The sequence below is a fragment of the Companilactobacillus sp. genome (assembly GCF_022484265.1).
In the GTDB taxonomy this organism is placed as follows: domain Bacteria; phylum Bacillota; class Bacilli; order Lactobacillales; family Lactobacillaceae; genus Companilactobacillus.
In genome coordinates this window covers 533,955-553,687 of sequence record NZ_JAKVLR010000001.1, presented here as the reverse complement: position 1 = coordinate 553,687, position 19,733 = coordinate 533,955, and the positions used below count along the sequence as shown (strand labels likewise).

General features: G+C 38.3%; 22 protein-coding genes. 21 read left to right on the top strand and 1 reads right to left on the bottom strand.

All coding sequences use genetic code 11. From position 1 onward, the window contains the following. From LKF16_RS02795 to LKF16_RS02695, 21 genes are all read left to right on the top strand, one after another. The gene (locus LKF16_RS02795) at nt 1-297 is read left to right on the top strand and encodes a hypothetical protein (RefSeq protein WP_291468434.1); all 297 of its coding nucleotides are present in this window, start codon (nt 1-3) and stop codon (nt 295-297) included. 18 nt (nt 298-315) lie between these two features. Next, nucleotides 316-1,005 carry a 5'-methylthioadenosine/adenosylhomocysteine nucleosidase gene (locus LKF16_RS02790; RefSeq protein ID WP_291468432.1) on the top strand — a complete coding sequence of 230 codons (690 nt, stop codon included), beginning with the start codon at nt 316-318 and terminating at the stop codon, nt 1,003-1,005. A gap of 21 nt (nt 1,006-1,026) precedes the next feature. Beyond that, nucleotides 1,027-2,175, top strand: coding sequence for a cysteine desulfurase family protein (locus LKF16_RS02785; protein WP_291468429.1), 1,149 nt, complete (start codon nt 1,027-1,029; stop codon nt 2,173-2,175). 53 nt (nt 2,176-2,228) lie between these two features. After that, the gene (locus tag LKF16_RS02780; RefSeq protein WP_291468427.1) at nt 2,229-2,567 is read left to right on the top strand and encodes a hypothetical protein; all 339 of its coding nucleotides are present in this window, start codon (nt 2,229-2,231) and stop codon (nt 2,565-2,567) included. Nucleotides 2,568-2,579: 12 nt separating this feature from the next. Next, the gene (mnmA, locus tag LKF16_RS02775; RefSeq protein WP_291468425.1) at nt 2,580-3,698 is read left to right on the top strand and encodes a tRNA 2-thiouridine(34) synthase MnmA; all 1,119 of its coding nucleotides are present in this window, start codon (nt 2,580-2,582) and stop codon (nt 3,696-3,698) included. A gap of 112 nt (nt 3,699-3,810) precedes the next feature. After that, complete coding sequence (locus tag LKF16_RS02770; protein ID WP_291468423.1) at nt 3,811-4,461, top strand: histidine phosphatase family protein; 651 nt, start codon at nt 3,811-3,813, stop codon at nt 4,459-4,461. A gap of 14 nt (nt 4,462-4,475) precedes the next feature. Continuing rightward, nucleotides 4,476-5,123: a tetratricopeptide repeat protein gene (locus LKF16_RS02765; RefSeq protein ID WP_291468422.1), complete on the top strand. Its 648-nt coding sequence runs from the start codon at nt 4,476-4,478 to the stop codon at nt 5,121-5,123. Beyond that, nucleotides 5,116-7,569 (top strand): SF1B family DNA helicase RecD2, encoded by a 2,454-nt coding sequence (recD2, locus tag LKF16_RS02760; protein WP_291468421.1) that lies wholly within the window; start codon nt 5,116-5,118, stop codon nt 7,567-7,569. The genes LKF16_RS02765 and recD2 overlap by 8 nt, the downstream gene beginning before the upstream one ends. Nucleotides 7,570-7,990: 421 nt before the next feature. Beyond that, nucleotides 7,991-9,037: a sulfurtransferase gene (locus tag LKF16_RS02755; protein WP_291468419.1), complete on the top strand. Its 1,047-nt coding sequence runs from the start codon at nt 7,991-7,993 to the stop codon at nt 9,035-9,037. Between the two features lie 37 nt (nt 9,038-9,074). Then, the gene (locus LKF16_RS02750) at nt 9,075-10,217 is read left to right on the top strand and encodes a TVP38/TMEM64 family protein (RefSeq protein WP_291468417.1); all 1,143 of its coding nucleotides are present in this window, start codon (nt 9,075-9,077) and stop codon (nt 10,215-10,217) included. A gap of 3 nt (nt 10,218-10,220) precedes the next feature. Further along, nucleotides 10,221-10,874: a TVP38/TMEM64 family protein gene (locus LKF16_RS02745; protein ID WP_291468415.1), complete on the top strand. Its 654-nt coding sequence runs from the start codon at nt 10,221-10,223 to the stop codon at nt 10,872-10,874. 14 nt (nt 10,875-10,888) lie between these two features. After that, nucleotides 10,889-12,124 carry an ABC transporter substrate-binding protein gene (locus tag LKF16_RS02740; RefSeq protein ID WP_291468414.1) on the top strand — a complete coding sequence of 412 codons (1,236 nt, stop codon included), beginning with the start codon at nt 10,889-10,891 and terminating at the stop codon, nt 12,122-12,124. Beyond that, nucleotides 12,114-12,992, top strand: coding sequence for an ABC transporter permease (locus tag LKF16_RS02735; protein ID WP_291468412.1), 879 nt, complete (start codon nt 12,114-12,116; stop codon nt 12,990-12,992). Before LKF16_RS02740 ends, LKF16_RS02735 begins: the two co-directional genes overlap by 11 nt. Further along, entirely contained in the window at nt 12,989-13,777 is a 789-nt protein-coding gene (locus LKF16_RS02730; RefSeq protein WP_291468411.1) for an ABC transporter permease, read from the top strand. Before LKF16_RS02735 ends, LKF16_RS02730 begins: the two co-directional genes overlap by 4 nt. Before the next feature lies 1 nt (nt 13,778). Next, complete coding sequence (locus LKF16_RS02725) at nt 13,779-14,768, top strand: ABC transporter ATP-binding protein (RefSeq protein WP_291468409.1); 990 nt, start codon at nt 13,779-13,781, stop codon at nt 14,766-14,768. Beyond that, a complete protein-coding gene (locus LKF16_RS02720) occupies nt 14,769-15,446 on the top strand; it encodes a TIGR04283 family arsenosugar biosynthesis glycosyltransferase (RefSeq protein WP_291468407.1) in 678 nt (225 codons plus the stop codon). It begins immediately after the preceding gene. Then, on the top strand, nt 15,439-16,440 hold the full coding sequence (locus LKF16_RS02715; RefSeq protein WP_291468405.1) for a phosphotransferase family protein: 1,002 nt from the start codon (nt 15,439-15,441) through the stop codon (nt 16,438-16,440). The genes LKF16_RS02720 and LKF16_RS02715 overlap by 8 nt, the downstream gene beginning before the upstream one ends. Further along, nucleotides 16,437-17,066 carry a TIGR04282 family arsenosugar biosynthesis glycosyltransferase gene (locus LKF16_RS02710; RefSeq protein ID WP_291468403.1) on the top strand — a complete coding sequence of 210 codons (630 nt, stop codon included), beginning with the start codon at nt 16,437-16,439 and terminating at the stop codon, nt 17,064-17,066. Before LKF16_RS02715 ends, LKF16_RS02710 begins: the two co-directional genes overlap by 4 nt. After that, a complete protein-coding gene (locus LKF16_RS02705) occupies nt 17,066-17,944 on the top strand; it encodes a nucleoside hydrolase (RefSeq protein WP_291468401.1) in 879 nt (292 codons plus the stop codon). The genes LKF16_RS02710 and LKF16_RS02705 overlap by 1 nt, the downstream gene beginning before the upstream one ends. 10 nt (nt 17,945-17,954) lie before the next feature. Next, on the top strand, nt 17,955-18,362 hold the full coding sequence (locus LKF16_RS02700; RefSeq protein ID WP_291468399.1) for a hypothetical protein: 408 nt from the start codon (nt 17,955-17,957) through the stop codon (nt 18,360-18,362). 12 nt (nt 18,363-18,374) lie between these two features. Continuing rightward, nucleotides 18,375-18,695: a rhodanese-like domain-containing protein gene (locus LKF16_RS02695; protein ID WP_291468397.1), complete on the top strand. Its 321-nt coding sequence runs from the start codon at nt 18,375-18,377 to the stop codon at nt 18,693-18,695. A gap of 41 nt (nt 18,696-18,736) precedes the next feature. Here LKF16_RS02695 and LKF16_RS02690 read toward each other — a convergent pair whose 3' ends face one another. After that, the gene (locus LKF16_RS02690; protein ID WP_291468396.1) at nt 18,737-19,702 is read right to left on the bottom strand and encodes a diacylglycerol/lipid kinase family protein; all 966 of its coding nucleotides are present in this window, start codon (nt 19,700-19,702) and stop codon (nt 18,737-18,739) included. Nucleotides 19,703-19,733: the final 31 nt, after the last annotated feature.

The window sequence follows — 19,733 nt, the reverse complement described above, 5'->3', positions numbered from 1 at the left end:
ATGTTTTCCAGACTGAAAAATTTGATCAACAAAACTAATGACACAAATAACGATCCGCAACAAACTAGTTCAGTTATGACCGAAGAAGAACTTCAACGTCGTCAACGTGCTATGGCTGATCAAAAGCGTCGTGAAGTTGAACAAGAGTATCAACAGGAACATCCTGATCAAATTAGAGAAGAAAAAGAATTATCTTTTGAGAATAAGACAAATAAATTGAAAAAAAAGCTAAATATTGCGATTATTACAGTATTCGGCTTAATTATTATTGTATTTTTAATTTTATTTTTTATATAGAAAAAGGAGCTATCACAAATGAGAATTGGCGTAATCGTACCCATGGCAGAAGAAATTAAATTATTTAAGGAAAGTATGGACGCAGTTAAAACTGAAACTTTAGCTAACGTTGAATTCACCGAAGGTGAGTACGGCGACCATCAAGTTATTTTGGCTCAAAGTGGTATCGGTAAAGTTCAAGCAGGAATGACTGCTACGATCCTTAATGAAAAATATCAACCAGATCTGATCGTCAACACTGGTTCAGCCGGCGGAATTGGCGAAGGACTCAAGATTGGCGACATTGTTATTTCCGATAAACTAGCTTATCACGATGTTGACGTGACCGAATCTGGATATGCTATGGGACAATTACCAGGAAGTCCATTGTATTTTGAGGCAGATCCTTTCTATATTAATCAAATTGAAATTGCAGCCGATAGAACAAACCTGACCTATCACAAGGGCTTGATCGTATCTGGAGACCAATTCATTGACGATAAAGCTAAAATTGCTACAATTAAAAAGGCATTTCCTGATGCATTAGCATCTGAAATGGAAGGTGCAGCAGTTGCACAAGTATGTACGCAATTTGGCACTCCTTTTGTAGTGATTCGTTCAATGAGTGATGTTGGAGACGAAAACGCCAGTGTCAACTTTGATGAATTTGTTGTCGAAGCAGGACAAAAGTCTGTCAAAATGTTGTTAAATTTTTTAGATCAGGAATAGATCAAGAAGGGGATTTTTAAAGTGGAGTATACATACCTAGATAATGCTGCCACAACGCCTACGGCCCCGGAGGTAGTAGAGGTAATGCGCGACCAAATGCTCAATAATTTTGGTAACGCATCTGCCACTAACTATTTTGGCCGCCAGGCGCGTAAAGTATTGGACGAAAGTAGGCATACGATTGCTCAAAGCATCAATGCAAGTGATTCAGAAATAATCTTTACTAGTGGTGGTACCGAAAGCGATAATACAGCTATTATTTCAACTGCATTATCACGTCAAGATAAAGGTAAACACATTATTACAGATGAAACTGAACACGAGGCAGTTTTAAGACCAATGGAATATTTGGAATCGATCGGATTTCAAGTTACTTACCTAAAACCTAATGAAACTGGCGCAGTCACAGTCGAACAAGTTAAACAGGCTTTAACTGATGACACGATCTTAGTTTCTATTATGTACGGTAACAATGAAGTTGGAGCTTTAAATCCTATTTCAGAAATTGGTGATCTTTTAAAAGATCACCAAGCATATTTTCATACAGATGCTGTTCAAGCATATGGAACTGAAGATATTGACGTGAAGGCTGAACACATTGATCTTTTGTCGACTTCGGCTCATAAACTATATGGCCCCAAGTTCATCGGCTTTTTATATGAAAATAAAGATATCCACATTCCTTCATACATTAAGGGTGGAGATCAAGAAACTAAGCGTCGTGCTGGGACAGAGAATGTTCCGGCAATTGCTGGGTTTGCTAAGGCTGTAGAAATGGCCAGCGATGAAGAAAAGAAACACCGTCGCGAGAAATATTATTCATTTAAACAAGAGATCCAAAAGATTCTTGATCAAAATGACATTAAATACGAAATCAATGGTCCCAAAGATTCTCACGGACTCAATCATGTTTTCAATTTATATTTGCCAGGCATCGAAAAAAGCGTGCTGTTGACTAGATTAGATTTAGAGGGATTTGAAGTTTCTGGAGGTTCAGCATGTACTGCCGGAAGCCTTGAACCATCGCATGTTTTAGTCGCAATGTTTGGTAAAGATAATCCCCGGATCAACGATTCTGTAAGGATCAGTTTTGGTGCCGGAAACACAATGGAACAAATTGATACATTTACTAATAAGATGGTCGAGATCGTTAAGGACTTGACTAATTAATAAAAAATGAGCAAACTAATTATTGAGAATTTAATAATTAAGGGGACTCTATTATGCAAGAAAATCAAGCTCAAGTATTAGGTGACACAGACGTATACGAAATCGCTCCAGACATCAAAAAGTATTCATTAATGGATGCCGGTTTTGTCGAGGGAAGAAATGATCATTTTAAATTATCTAGACCCATCTCAGGTACATCACCTTATGATGCTAGATATTTATTAAAAATCACGATTTCTGACGAGTTCAAACGTCTAAGAATGGCGATCACAGATAAAAGTGGTCTTCATAACTTAAACATCTACAAGGGTAAAGATACAAAAGATGAAATTGATGATTATAAATTCATGATGAACTTTTTGGAGCAAAAGGACATCCTGATAAAGAAATAAGAGGGTTATTTTATGGATAATGCAAAAAAGCGCGTAGTTGTTGGAATGAGTGGAGGAGTTGATTCTTCTGTCAGTGCTCTTTTGTTGAAACAACAAGGCTACGAGGTAATCGGCGTCTTCATGAAGAACTGGGACGACTCAGATGATTCAGGCGTATGTACAGCAACAGAAGATTACGAGGATGTTGCCAAGGTAGCAAACAAGATCGGAATTCCTTATTATTCCGTCAACTTTGAAAAGGAGTACTGGGATCGCGTATTCCAATATTTCCTATCAGAATATCGCAAGGGTAGAACTCCTAACCCTGATGTAATGTGCAATAAGGAAGTTAAGTTCAAGGCATTCTTGGACTATGCTAACCAATTGAATGCAGATTACATTGCTATGGGTCACTATGCCCAAACATTCCGTGACGACAATGGCGTAGTTCATTTGTTGCGTGGCGGCGATGCCAACAAGGATCAAACATATTTCTTAAGTACTGTTCAACAAGATCAACTACAAAAGGCTTTATTCCCAATCGGTGGAATGCAAAAGTCAGAAGTACGTCGTATTGCTGAAGAGGCTGGCTTAGCTACTGCCAAGAAAAAGGACTCTACTGGTGTATGTTTCATCGGTGAGAGAAACTTTAGAAAGTTCCTCGGCGAGTTCTTGCCTGCACAAGCTGGAACAATGATGACACCGGATGGTGAAGTTAAGGGTAACCACATGGGACTCATGTACTACACAATTGGTCAAAGATCTGGTCTAGGTCTTGGCGGAAACGGCAAGTCAAATGAGCCATGGTTCGTAGTTGGCAAGGATATGAAGAAGAATATTCTTTATGTTGACCAAGGATACGAGAATCCAGCATTGTATGCTGATCATTTGGAAGCTTCTGATTTGTCATTTATTACTGGCCTGGACTATGGAGAGACTTTCCATGCCACAGCCAAGTTTAGATATCGTCAACAAGATGTTGGCGTAACAGTTAACATCAAGGATGATGGCAAGGTCAGCGTTGACTTTGACAATCCTGTTCGTGCAATCACACCTGGTCAAGAGGTAGTGTTCTACGATGGCGAGGAGTGCTTAGGTGGAGCAACAATCGACAACGCCTACATGAACGCAAAGAAGTTACAATATATTTAAATGCAATCGAGCTGGGGAATGTCCCCAGCTCTTTTTTTCACCCGCTAAACCCTTGAAAAAAGTAGGCTAAATCTCCATAATTGTAGTATTAACATTCACGAGGGGTATTAGTATGGATTTGTATTTTGTAAGACATGGTAAAACAGAATGGAATTTAGAAGGCAAATATCAAGGCAGTCATGGAGATTCGCCACTTTTACCCGAAAGCATTCATGATATTGGATTATTAGCAAAAAGATTGAAGAATATCCCAATTCGTCACGCATACTCAAGCCCAATTTTAAGAGCTAGACGCACAGCTGAGATATTGTTAGAAGACCTGGGTAAAAAGATTCCACTGACTGAAGTCGATGGCTTAAAAGAATTTGATCTTGGCGACATGGAAGGTAAGAAGTTCGTTGATCTTGAGGCGCGGATACCTGATGTTATTCATGCGTTCCGCCAAGAACCAGCAAAATACGATGCCACAAAGATTCATGGGGAATCGTTTGAGTCAGTGATCAAGAGATCAAATGACGCCATCAATCGGATCGTTGCTAAGACTGATCCTGATGCATCGATTCTATTAGTTAGTCATGGGGCCGCATTGGTTGCGATGATCCAAGCGTTACTGGGGACCAAAATTGCTGACTTACGCAAAAATGGCGGTCTATCAAATTCAAGTTTGACTCATCTGAAATATGAGAATGGCAAGTATTCGCTCGTCAAATGGAACGAGACAAAATTTTTAAATAAGAAGTTAGAAAGTACCGATACGATTTAATTTGAGGTAATTAAATGAGTAATCCACAAGAAGGTAAAAAGCGTGCCCACATTCAAAAGTTAGTCGCACGTTTAAATCAAAATAATAGACAATTAGATGTGATCTTGGAGCTTTCCGCAAATCTAGTTGATGTTGGTGACCTTGAACAGGCAGAAGAATTGCTGGCAAGGTCTCTTACTTTATTTCCTGATAATCAAGATCTAATTTATAACTTGGGTAATGTGTATTTTCTGGCCGACAAATACGATCGAGCTAATGAATTGTTTGACCAATTGATCAACAAAAATTACGGGGCTGAAGCTTATTTCATGAAGGCCAAAAGCTTAGACGAACAAGGTCAGAAATCTTTGGCAATTGCTTTTGCACTGACAGCTGTAGAAAAGATGCCCAAAGACTCAGCGGCAAACGAATTGTTGGCTGACCTTTTAATGGCGAATGGAAACTTTGAATCAGCTCAGCAATACTATTCAAAAGTTAACGAAATAAAACCGAGTGCTAAGGCCAATTTTAATTTAGCGATCTGCGCGATGAATTTAGAACAGCCTTATCAAGATTATTTAAAACAATCTAAATCCCTGGATGAACATTATTATGTCGAGCATGAGAAAAAATTAGCTGACTTACAAAAATTTTTAGCCAAGAATGGAGGCAGCAATGACTGAAACTGATGATCAACAATATTTTGTTGGTACTGTAAAAGCAATCTTTTTTGAGAATCCTGAGAATTTGTTTAAGATTTTCACGATCAAGGTTAAAAAGACAAATACTGATTGGGATGCCTCGGATATTGTGATTACAGGTAGTTTCGGTCAGATCTCGGAAGAAGAAGAATATAAGTTCATTGGTCATTTGGTCGACCACCCTAAATATGGAAAGCAATTTCAAGCTGAGACTTATCATCACAGTCAGCCAAGCGGTCGTAAAGAGCTGATCAGCTTTTTTTCAGGCGATGAATTTCCTGGCGTTGGTAAAAAGACCGCTGAGAAGATCGTTGATAAACTCGGCAACAATGCGATCGATAAGATCATGCATGACCCTAAGGCTTTGGATTTTCTTAATTTAGGCGAAGACAAGACTAAATTAGTGGTTGACCAAATTGCCAACAGCAATCAAGCCGAGCAGACGTTATTTAAGCTGAGCAATTATGGATTTGGCAATGTATTGTCTGCCAGAATCTATCAAAAGTACGGCGCTAATACGTTAGAAAAATTGAATGAAGATCCTTACAAATTAGTACTTGAGATTCGTGGGATCGGATTTAAACGGGCCGATGAATTGGCTAAACAACTGGGGATCCCTGAAGACGATCCTAGACGGATCAAAGGTGCTCTCGTGCAGATCGTGACTAACATCATTAATAACACTGGAGACACTTACGTAGATGAAAATGAGTTGTTGAGAGAATCCTTGAAGACCTTACGTTCTCCACAAACTGATAGTAGTTTAGAGGACAAGATCAAACAATCATTAGCTGATCTGGTCAATTCGGGAACCTTGATCGTCGAGGACCACCGTGTTTACGACAAAATGGTGTTCGATAGTGAATGGGCGATTGCGCAATCCTTGAAGATGATCACGGGAAGTTTTGCGGGAACAGACTGGTCTGAAAAAGAATACCAAGCTGATCTCAAGAAAGTCGAAGAACAATTTAAAGTTCAATACGACATGTCTCAACAAAAGGCCATTAAGGCGGCTGTGAGCGATTCAGTCTTTCTACTAACAGGTGGTCCAGGAACTGGTAAAACGACCATCATAAATGGAATAGTTGCTATGTATGCCAAATTAAACGATGCCACGCTCGATCCTGCTTCAGAAGATTATGCGATTGCTTTAGCGGCACCAACTGGTCGAGCAGCTAAAAACATGAGTGAGGCTACTGGCTTGCCGGCAATGACGATTCATCGTTTGCTGGGTTTGACGGGTACGGATGATGACGAATCCGCTGAGCCAACTTTGGACTGTAAACTTTTGATCATTGATGAGATGTCGATGGTCGATACTTGGCTATTTAAGACTCTGATCACCGCAGTTCAACCAGGAACGCAAGTGGTCTTAGTGGGAGACCGTGACCAGTTGCCTTCAGTTGGTCCAGGTCAAATTTTTGCTGATTTGATCAATAGCGATGTCTTTTCAACTTCGATCTTGACTGAGATACATCGTGTTGATAATGATTCGAATATTATTCAACTAGCGCATGATATCAATGAAGGAATCGTTAATCAGGATATTTTCGAAAATAAAGGCGATCGCAGCTTTTTCAATGCTTCCAGTCGCAATGTTCCTGATGCTGTTTCTCAGATCATCAAACATTCTGAAAAAAGTGGCTTTAATATCGCTGATGTTCAGATCTTGGCACCAATGTATCGTGGTACAGCTGGAATCGACAACTTAAATTCGACCATTCAAGATGTCGTCAATCCCATGGGGCCAAAGAGAAAAGAAGTATCCGTCGGAAACGTTCATTATCGGATCAAAGATAAAGTCGTCTATCTGGTAAATTCTCCAGAGGATAACGTTTTTAACGGTGAAATTGGAATTATCGTTGGAATTATTTTGGCCAAAGAAAATACCGATAAGGTCGACAAGATCGTGATCGATTTTGATGGCAACGAAGTGACGCTAGACCGAAAAGATTGGAACAATATTGCTTTGGCTTATTGTACGTCGATCCATAAGGCACAAGGTTCTGAATTTGAAATTGTGATCCTGCCACTAGTTAATGAAGAATCCAGAATGTTACGTCGAAATTTGCTTTACACAGCAATCACTAGGTCGAAAGAAAAATTGGTCATGCTTGGCGATCAATCGGCATTTACACGTGCAATTCAGGATAAATCTACTCAAAGAAATACAACTTTGTTAATGAGACTAAGCAACGTCTTCAAAAAGCCAGTCGAATCGATGACTAAAGAAGAGACTCATGAGGCTGCATCGCAGGTAAAGACAGTGGAAAATCCGACTTCTGAAGTTAAAAATGAGCCTGAAGAATCTAGTGATCAGCCAACTGAGCAACATCTGACATTAAACATGGTCATGTCCAATTCAATCGATCCGATGATTGGAATGGATAACATCACACCATATGATTTTATGAAGGAACATAAATAATTATCGTAAAAAATTTCTAAACAGCTAACTCATTGACGAGTAGCTGTTTTTTTAGTGATTTGCTGTAATTTGTTAAACATTTCATTAATCGGATGTTAAATCATATTTTCAAATACAGAATAAATTTTTTGGAAATTAATTGGTTCCGTTTTCACATAAAATGAAAAATATTCTAATCATGTTTAATTCAAAAAAACCGCTAACATAGCAATTACGACTATCAACATGTGATATAGACAGCAAGATAAGAAATTTATACAAATTTTCTTTAATTTTCAATTATTTTTATGCTACATCATTATCGAAAGTTAATTGTTTTTATAAACTTTCATGTTTATAATGAAAACGTCGAATTGTTCAAAGTGTAACAATTGAAATTATTTAGGGTCTGATTTCATATCTTAATTTTTGAGGGGAAAATATGAAAAGAATAAAAAAAGTCATTCTTATCGCGCTGACATTAGTCTTAGCACTTTCTAGCGTAACGTTAAGTTTCGGTAGCAGTGTCAAAGCTGCTGATGATCAAACTGATCAAAATGCAACTACCACGCCTAAAGCTGGTCCAACAGTTTTTGTTACTCCAAAATGGACTAACAAGGTCATCAATAACAAGACTAAGGTCAAAAATTACAAAGTTTTTGAAGCTTCATACGGTAACGATAGTACCTTTAAGAAGGGTCACATCCCTGGTGCTATGCACATCAACACAAACTCAGTCGAGTCAGAAGCTAACCAATGGAATCTTTTGTCTGCTAAACAAATTCAAAAGATGCTATTAAAGCATGGCGTTACTAGCAAAACTACTTTGATCGTTTATTCAACTGACGTTAACGCCGCTTGTCGTGTTGCTTTTGCTGCATTCTGGGTCGGAGTTAACAAGATCAAGGTTGTTGACGGTGGCTACAATGCCTGGACAAAGGCAAACTATAAAGTCCAAAAGGGTACAGAGAAGAAAGCTATTGCTGCAACCAACTTTGGCACTAAGGTACCAGCTAATGCTAAATATGAAATCAAGACACCTGCAGATTTCAAGAAGCAACAAAAAGCTGATCCAAACGTTATTTTAGCAAGTACTCGTTCATGGAAAGAATTCACTGGTAAGATCAGTGGATATTCTTACATTAAAGACAAATGTGAACCAAAGGGTGCCGTTTATGCCAAGTCAAGTAAGACTAGTTCTGACGTAGCATACTTGCTTCACAAAGATGGCACAGTCAAGACTGCTGCTGAAATTGCACCAACTTGGAAAGAATGGGGAATTACTCCAGAAAGTAACATCGACTTTTACTGTGGTACTGGTTGGAGAGCTACGACAGCTTTCTTCATCGCTTATCAAGCTGGATGGCAAAATGTCCACGTCTTTGACGGTGGCTGGTATGCCTGGGATAAAGCCCACAAGAAGAATCCTTCTAAATACCAAGTACAAGTTGGAGACCCACGTTCCAAGAACGTAAAGATCTTAAAGTAATAACTCATAGTAAACGATAGGGGATGTGGTCAACGTGATGACAAAACTGAGAATTATTTTTAACGGCGCTGTCATTGGTATTTTGTTGGCGACATTGCTGACTAAGCTGAACTGGTGGAATTTCAACCTCTCTGTAGGATGGTTGATTCCTTTAATAATAGTCGGCACATATCTTTTATATATTTATTACGGAAGGCACTTACGTCAAAATTGGGCAATTTTTAGATTCAGTGAGACACTTTGGATAACGATAATTTCATTTACGATTCTATTAGCGGCCTACCATTTGGAGCCGCTAATTGTCGTTCATGGAGCGATCGTTAAAAAAATGTTGTTCCTGACTATGCCTGAAAAGGTGATTGGCCTGATCGTACTGGCAGTATTATTGATTTGGTTGATAGCATTAGGAATTGATGCGAGGATTCATCCCGTTGTAAAAATTGAATCAGGTTCTGAGATCACTAAATTGACTTTGCAGAGCAAGATCAGTCTAGTATTAACGATTTTATTTTTAGTCTTATTAGTAGTCGGTTATTACGTAATTCCCAGTTACCATGATTTTATCAATCGTGTCAGTGTTTTATTGATGAGGATGGATATCAAAGCCCTGCGTGATTACATCAATAGCTTCGGAGCCTGGGGACCTTTGATCTCAGCACTGTTAATGGTTTTTCAGTCTGTTGTAGCTCCGTTGCCGGCATTCGTCTTAACGTTTGCCAATGCCTACTTATATGGCTGGTATTTCGGTGCGGCCTTGTCGTGGGGAAGTTCGATGCTTGGAGCATTATTGTGCTTTTATATCGCTCGAGGGATCGGTCGACCCTTTGCTGAAAAAATCATTACTAAGAATGCGTTGGCAAAAATGGATGGCTTTTTCAACGACTACGGAGATTACACGATAATTATTTTGAGATTATTGCCATTTGTTTCCTTCGATGAAGTTAGCTATGGAGCAGGCTTTACTGATATGAAGGTAGGAAAGTTTTTGATTGCAACTGGAATTGGGCAATTGCCAGCTACGATCGTGTATTCTTTTGTTGGTGGTAGTTTGGATGGCAACAAAACTTTGTTGTTTATCGGAATAATCACATTTATTATTTTGGTAACAGCCTCGTTGTTTGCTCGAAAAGTTATTCAAAAAAAACGTCACAAAGAAAATCTTGTTAAGGGTAAGGAGTAGGACATGAAAAAAGTTATCGCATTTGTGTTATTGATCATTGTTGGCTTTTTCATCTTTTATCAGACTGGTTTGGTCAATGAACTTCATAATGTGCCAGATATGCAGGCTTGGTTTCAAAGTCAAGGCTGGATCGGATATTTCGCATTTATTTTATTATGCATTGTAACAGCTGTTTTCATGTTGCCTGGAGGACTATTAGCAATCGTTGCCGGAATTGCCTATGGAGGATTTATTGGCGGACTGTTGACAGTTATTGGCAGCACTGTCGGTGCAAGTATTTCATTTATCTTGGGACGGACTTTGTTACGTGATGAAGTCAACAAAAAATATGGCGATAAGCCGACTTTCAAAAAAATCATGAAGGGAGTCGACGAAAACGGAATATCGTTTTTGATCTTAACGAGATTAGTTCCGATTTTTCCATATGCGATTCAAAGTTATGCGTATGCTTTGACGCCAATGAAGTTTTGGAGATTTTCACTGATCTCTGGAATCACAATGTTGCCAGCCTGCTTCATCTACGCATATATGGCTTCAGATATATTGACAGAAGGGGTGTCAATGTCATTAACGATTAAATTCACGATTTTTGGCGTGATTTTGTTCTTGTTAACTTATATTCCGAAAAAAATCGGTCAACACAAAAAAATGATTTAAGATGGGGTGCAATTTTGAAGGGGAAAAAGTTTTTAACATTAATTGTTTTAATGTTGCCAGTCTTGCTTTTATTTGGCTGTTCTAACAACCAGAAGAGTCAATCTGAAATGCCAACTAGTTATCAGCAAGCTGAAAAACAGGCTAAGGGAAAGACCGTGACATACTACGGTTTTGGTGGTTCTGATACACAAAATCGTTGGGTCGATGATGTGGTCACGCCAATGATGAAGAAAAAAGGCATCACGGTTAAACGTGTGCCAATGGATATCGATACGATCATCAATAAATTGACCACTGAAAAAGAAGCCAATAAACAAACAGGTAGTATGGATGTTCTTTGGATCAATGGCGAGAACTTTTACAATGCTAAAAAACTTGGCATGCTTGAAAAAATCGATCCATCATTGATTCCTAATATGAAAAAGTACATTTCAAGTTCTGATCCAGATACGAAACGAGATATGAATACACCAATCGATCAACAGGAGATTCCTTATGGAAATGCCCAGTTTGTCTTGATTGGAAGCAATGAGATGTTCAAGGGCAACTATCCGACTTCAGCGGCAAAATTGTTGGATTGGGCTAAAGAAAATCCCGGCAAGTTAACTTATGTCGCACCACCTGACTTTACCGGTAGTGCATTCGTCAGGAATATCATTTATGAAACGGTCGGTTACAAGGCCATCAATGATGCACCTGCAACCAAGGCTGGTGTCTATAAGGTTATTAAGCCAAGCTTAGACTATCTAAATCAGCTTAAACCTTATTTGTGGCAACAGGGTAAGACTTATCCTAAGACCACAGCCCAATTAGATAAAATGTTTGCCGATCATCAAGTAGCGATGGATATGTCGTATAACCAAATGTACGTTGCCACTCAAAAAGCGTCAGGACAATTTACTGATGACGCGCAGACGTTTGTTTTCGACAAGGGAACAATTGGTAACTTTAACTATTTAGCAATTCCAAAGACAGCTCCCGATAAAGCTGCAGCAATTGTATTGATCAATACGATGTTAAGTAAGGAAGCACAAACCAAACGTTTGGATCCTAAATACGGCGCTACAGTTTCACCATATTCTGCCGACAAGATTCCAGCTGATATGACGACTAAATTGAATGATTCAGTCAAAAAGGATCATACGATCCCAACCGATGAACTAGCTAAAAAGCGTTTACCAGAAATCTCTGGTAACAAGATTCCAATTATTGAACAACTGTGGAAGGAGCATGTACTTAATGGTGACTAGAAAGAAAATAATACTATTGTTAATTCCATTTTATTTATTTTTCTTTCTATTTTTCTGCAGTGCCTTGCTCAAATCATTAGTTACTAGTTTTGGATATTATCCAATTTTGAATATGAAACGTTTTACGCTTCATTACTATTTAAGTGCCGTAAGCGACTCAAGCTTTATGATGATTAGCTTACGCACTTTTTTATTTTCCGTATTCAGTGCATTTCTCGCCTGTGCGATCGGACTTATGCTAGCTTTGATCTTTAAAAATAAACTTGCAGATCAAAATGGTATGTTAACTAAAATGATCCAGATACCCGTGATGCTGCCTCATATTTTTGTAATTTTGGCATTATTTCAACTTATTAGTCAGACTGGCGTATTATCAGGGATGTTGACCAATTTAGGATGGTTAAAATCAAGCAACGACTTCCCATTGTTGTTGAATGATCCCTGGCAAATTGGAGTATTGATCACATACCTTTGGAAAGAAATACCTTTTGTCATTGTGTCGTTGTTGCTGATCTTGCGACAGATGAACTCTGATTTTCAAGATGTGGCTAAAAATTTAGGCGCTAACAAGTGGCAGATTTTTTGGCAAATTACTTTGCCCCTGTTGCAACCGGCTTTAATCAATGTTTTCATCATTAATTTCTCATTCAATTTTGGATCTTATGAGGTTCCCTTTTTACTAGGAAACCAACAAAAAGAATTGCTACCTGTCTATATTTATGATTTTTATGTGCAAGGGGACTTTACCAAATTGCCGTTGGTAATGAGTTTGAATATCTTATTATCGCTATTTTCAATTTTGTTTGCAGCTCTGATGCTGAAAATTTCTCGTTCAATGCCTGGTGGACATTTGGGGGGATTAAAATGAGAAAATGGTGGACTAATACGCTAAGTTTGTTGGTAATGATCTTTATTTTGTTGCCAATTTTGACCATCGTTTTGCTTGCAATCGGCAAAGCCTGGATCTATCCAGCCCTGTTGCCGCAAAAAATTGATCTAAGCTATTATTTCAAAATGTTATTCACTAACCAAGAATTGATCAGTTCACTCTTAAATAGCATTTATTTGGCATTTGGAACAATTGTCTTGACGCTTGTAATTGCCTATCCAACTGCAATTGCTCTAGCAAATTATCAATTCGTTTCCAAAAAATTATTGTCTGTTCTCGTTTATTTGCCACTGGTAATTCCTAGTATCGCAATCATTACTAATATCGATTTTATGATGATCAAATTTGGACTCAATGGTAGTTTTATTGGAATTGTGATCGTCCATACGCTATTCTGTCTGCCTTATGCGATCAAGCTGCTTGTTGATAATTTGAGTCTTTACGGCAGTAAATTTTCTGAAGTTAGTCGCAATCTGGGAGCTAGCCGACTCCAAACTTTTTTGCAAGTGACTTTACCGATGAGTAATCAAGGCCTACAAGGGGCAATTTTGATGACCTACATTGTTTCGATGACACAGTATTTATCGACATTACTGATTGGCGACGGAAAATTCTTGACGCTGTCAGTGAGGATGTTTCCATTTACGCAAGTGGGCAGGTATAAGATTGCGGCAGTTTATGCGATCACTTTTATTGTGGTCACGATGATCCCACTATATTTGATTGATAAATTTTTGATCAAAAATACTCAGGAGGTGAACTAAAATGACCTACTATTTGAAGCATTTATATCAAACCAAAGATCAGCAACAGATCTTGACCGATATTAATTTAGAGATTCCTGAAAATAATATTTTGGCCATTTTAGGTCCTTCCGGTGGTGGTAAAACGACTTTATTGAATATTTTGGCTTGTATTGATCGACCGACAAAAGGCCAGTTTATTGCAGATGGACAAACAAATCCCAAGGGTATATTAGTCTTTCAGGACTTTCGGCTATTTCCGCATCTGACAGTGCTGAAAAACATCACCTTTGGATTAAGAGTACAAAAACTACCAAAGGATCAAATCAACCACGAGGCTGAAGAAATCATGGCTGTCATGGGAATCGTTGAATTAAAAGATAAATTTCCAGATCAATTGTCAGGTGGGCAACAGCAACGTGTAGCTTTAGCTCGAGCACTGATCTTAAAACCAAAATTACTATTGATGGATGAACCATTTTCTAGTTTGGACGAAAATCTGCGCTTAGAAATGTTGAATTTCGTGAAACAGCTGCAGAAACAATTTCATTTGACCATCGTTTTTGTCACTCACTATAAGACTGAAGCTTACTTGTTATCCAACCAGATTGCAGTTTTGATCGATGGGAAAATCGAGCAAATTTCGACTCCGAAACAAATAGAGACACATCCCAAGAATTTAGCGGTTGCAAAATTTTTAGGGCAAGCTAATTTTGTTACAGGAAAAATCTCAGGTCGATCATTTGATTCTGATATATACTCTGGACCAATTTCCATCGCAACAGTTGAAAATAATCAACTGTATTTGCCATATTCCAATCTATTGCAAGTTGAGCCAACTGATCATCCTGCCTTTTCAGGAATGGTGGAAGAAGTTTCTTGGATCGGCAACGGCAGTCGAGTGAAACTTTTAGTTAATGATCACGAGTTGGAATTCAATTTTTATACGGATGATCTGACAGTAGGTCAAAATTATTCGTTTTACTTCAAACAGTTACCGGTGGTGTTTTAAATGTGGCTTTCGATAATTATACCGACTTATTATGATGACCTAGCCTTAAAAAACTTACTTGGTCAGTTGGCACAATTCGATTTGGATGATGTTGAAATAATTATTGTCGATGGTCAAGTGCGTGATCATCCTGAGTGGATTCCTAAACGGGTCAATTATTTTTCGATCAAGCACGCTAATCGCGGGATTCAATTGCATTTAGGCGGAGCTCTAGCTTCAGGGCAATATCTTTGGTTTTTGCATGCAGATTCAAAATTTGAGGTCGATCCGATCGTCTGGCTGAAAAAACATGCACCTGAATTAGGTTATTGTCAGTTGCAATTTGATGATCCAGGCAAATTTTTTAAGATCATGTCGTTCGGTTCGAATTTACGAGCTAGTGTTGGAAAATTAGTTTTTGGCGATCAAAGCTTCTTCATTAGTGCTCAAATATATCAACAAGTTGGTGGATTTTCCGAACAGCCACTGATGGAAGATTATGAAATGAGTCGCAGACTTAAACAACTTGGCTTTCAGTTCACCCAATTGCCAATAACAATCATCACTAGTTCTAGAAAGTACCAGCAGGAAGGCCATTTGCGACTTTTTCTGAAGATGCAAGTTTACAAACTGGCGTATGCCCTGGGAATTTCGCCAAAGACACTGATCAAATATTATTATGGGAGAAAAAATGACTAACGATATCAAACAACAGATCATAAATTATTTAGCCAATGAAACATTGCGAGAAAAGTGCAATATGGCTGAGGTAAAAGATGTTTCGTTTCTAGCTCAAGGCGAATATAATCGGAATTTCGTGGTGTCGGATACACGTGATCAAAAATTTGTTTTTCGACTCAATTATGGATCACAAATAAATGTCGTTAAGCAAGCTCGCTATGAGTTCAATGCGCTTAAAATTTTAGAGCCCAGTGGTCGAACACCTAAGCCTTTGTATTTAGACGATTCGAAAGCATATTTTGACCACGATATCTTGATAGAACAATTCCTCCCAGGAGAACCGTTAGTGTATCATCAAGATCTTTCTGAGGCTGCTAAGATTTTTGCGGCGATTCATAATTTAAAATTAACCACTGAAGAAATTCAGTTGCTAAAACAAGAAAATAATATTTGTAGCGACCGTCTTAACGAAGCTAAACGGCTTTTGGAACCTGTACATGGGTCTCAGCAAGTAACTGATGATGCTAAACAAATATTGACTGGGCTATATAAATGGTGCGTCGAGCATGTAGATGATGGATATTTTGCTAAGCAATCCCAGTGCTTAGTTAACACTGAAGTTAATTCAAATAATTTTTTGATCACAGACGATTTTGGATATTTGATCGACTGGGAAAAGCCTGTATATAGCAACTCAGTCCAAGATTTAACACAATTCATGTCACCGACGACAACGCTTTGGCGAACTGAAGAAACATTGTCTGATCAACAAATTGATGGCTTTTTAACCGAATATGCTGACCTGACCGGAAGTTCAAAGAAGCAGCTAGTCGATAATATTTCGCTCTACATGCCATTTTTACTGTTGAGAGCATTGTCATGGTGCGGGATGCTGATTGCAACTTATGATCAAAAGCCAATTCAGAATGAAGAAATATTGCATCGTTGCCAGAAATTTTTGACATTCAAATTTTCAAAACCAGTCTTAGAACAATATGGAGTTCAAATATGAAACCTAATGCTTATATAATTTTTACCAAAATACCTGAAGCAGGATTTGTTAAAACTCGATTGATGCCTGATTATTCGGATCAAGAGGCAGCAACTTTGCAGCAAAGAATGCTTGCTCAGTTGATCAATATTAGCGAGCAAATAGATGATGACTGTCAGGTGTTTTTAACTTACTATGCTCAAGATCATGCGACTGAAAAACAATTTTTAGCCCAGTTGCCTGAACAGATCCAGGTTTTTTCACAAACAGGTGAAACTATTGGGTCAAAAATGAGTATTGCTATCCAAAAAGTTCAGAAATTAGGATTTCAAAAAGTAGTTTTGACAGGCAGCGACATCCCCCAACTCAATGGTGAAATAATCAAGCATGCTTTTGAACAACTTGAGAGTAGTCAGCTAGTGATCGGACCATCATTAGATGGGGGTTACTATTTGTTTGGAACTAATAAGCTCGACCCTGAGCCTTATTTAACGGCCGATATTAGTTGGAGTACTAGCTCGGTCTATGACAGCACCTTAGATTTGATCAAAGGATCTGGCGTGAAGTTCGCGGTAGCTAAAACGTTGGTCGACGTTGATTATTCCAAAGACTTTGATCAAGTTAAAGAATACTTGGAGGCTGAATAATGAAAGTGATCTATGATTGCGATAATACGACCGGAATACCACAAAGAGACGTCGACGATGGATTGACGTTGTTGTATTTGGTTAAAGAACCTCAAGTAGAACTACTTGGAAATACACTGACTTTCGGCAATGGAACTGTCCAGGAAGTTGAACATTGCACTGAAAAAATGGCTGAGTTGTTTCAATTAAATATACCAACGTTTATTGGGCTAGAAAAAAACGTTTCATTTAGATTAGGCAAACCATCGCCCGCTGCCAAATTCATGATCGAAGCTATCAAGAAATATCCTCAACAAATTACGATCTTGGCAACAGGTAGCCAGAACAATTTGGCGGAAGTCGAATTTTTTGAGCCTGGGCTTTTGCAAAAGACAGCTCAAATTGTCATAATGGGTGGAATATTTCAACCGTTAATGATCAATGGGGTTGCTGTCGATGAGTTAAACCTTTCAATTTCCAATGAAGCTGCACAAACAGTTTTAAATAGTCAGGCCAATATTACTTTAGTAAGTGGACAGTACATTTTAGACGGTATCTTGTCTCGAAAAAATATCGATACCGGCTTGGTTACCAAGGATAATCCTGGTGCAAAATGGTTGAAGTCAGTACTTGATGATTGGTTTGACGAAAATATCAAGATGTGGAATTTAGATGGCACTATCAACTGGGATGGGGTAACAGCATTTGCATTCTTACAGCCAGAACAATTTATTTTTAAGGATGTCTACATTGAGCCTACGCCAAAGGACTTAAAGCACGGAATGATCAAGTTGGCAAATCTTCCAAATGGTCATAAAATAAACTTAGTTTATCAGATCAAAGATATGTCAGTATTAAATGAGTTATTGCTACAACGATTGAATAGTTATTTTGAATAGGGGACTACTTATGAGTACGGGAAAGAGAATTACTACCATTATTTTGTTTTTATTAGAAATTATTTTTATCTGGTTGCCAACAGAATTGGACAACCTCTATAACACACGTTTAGGATTCATGAGACAAATTTTATTTATGAATGAAGAATATCCAGTTAAGATCGCATTTTGGGTCAGCTTGATTATCGGCTTGATAGGGTTGGTCGTCTTGATCAGATGGGCGATCCAACGAATCCAAATCAAATATTTAGGCCGATACTTAAGGTACTTCTGGTTGTTGATAATTTTAGTGATCTTGATCGTATTTATGGTCACGCCTGCAAATATTGCTAATCCGCTGTATTTGTATGATTTACTGAGCTTTAGCATCGCATTATTGTTACAACTGATCGTAATTTTTTCACTCAGAAATGTTTAGGGGGAAACTTAAATGTCAATTTTTACACGAATCAATAACATTACCACGACCGAACTCGAGCAAAAGTTAAAACAGGATCCGTCAATCAAAATTATCGACGTTCGCGTTCCTGAACGATATCAAAAAGAACATATTCCAAATGTTCCGAATATTCCTTGGAAACAGATCAAACAGGGTCATTACCAGCCAACTGCTGAAAAAACTTATATCATCTGTCATTCAGGCGTTGATTCACGAAAATCAACTAAGAAGTTGACTGCAAAAGGTTATGATGTGGTCAACGTTTTGGGTGGGATGTTGGACTGGCACGGTCCGGTAACTTCTGAAAAATAGCAAACAAAAAGGTTTGAAAGTCATTGGCTTTCAAACCTTTTTTAGTAGTCATTAGAATTTATTGGGAGCCAAAAAGCATGTTCAGTAGATTGGAAGTGAATCTCAAATTCATGTTCTCCCAATTCTTCGCCATCCATCTGTCCTTGTTCGGGAAGATGATCCAGAATAGTGAATTCTGGTTCTTGAATATACCAGACGTTTTCATCATCTAAGTGGGAACCATCAGTCAAAAGCTTGGTGAACAATTTGATGAAAGTTTTGCCCGTAATCTTGTTGACGACAACTAGGTCGAGTCGATGATCAAAAGGCTGTGCTTTAGGGTCAATGGCAATACCACCGCCAAAGTAGGGATGATTGGTTGCTGTGACAATATAGGCATTTTCAAAATGTTTTTTCTTGTCGCCGTATATCACATCGATTGGAAAACCACTTTGCAGTTTAATAACTTTTATCAAGCTAGAAACATAGGCGAGCGTACCCAATTTTAAAGTATTCAAAATATCTTTGCGTTTGGAATGGTTAGTGTAATAAACCGCACTAGCGTCAAAGCCCATACCTATGTTGTTGACAAAGTACTTGGTTTTATCGTTTTTGAGATTGGTGGCTTTTGCGACATCGATCATGACCGGTTCATTCATGGCCAAGATTTTTTGCAGCAAGACCAATGGCTTTTGCTTTTTAATTTTGATGCCACGACTGAAGTCATTACCAGAACCGCTAGGAATATACGCTAAGGGTGTTTCTGGTCGACTAGAGATTTTAACGCCGTTTAGCGATTGATTCAAAGTACCATCGCCACCGATAACTAATATCCGTTCGGTGTCATTCAAATTATCTGCCAGTTCTTTAGCTATTCTGACACCATCTCCATCGCTTTTAGTTGAATGCAATTCAAATGGTATTTGATTTTTTTCTAGAAATTTTGCAATTAATTTCCAGGTGCTTTTTGATTGGCCGTTGCCGGCACGTTTGTTAAAGATTACTTCCAATTTTGTGATTTTGGACATGAGTGGTAGGACCCCTTATACATAAAAAAGC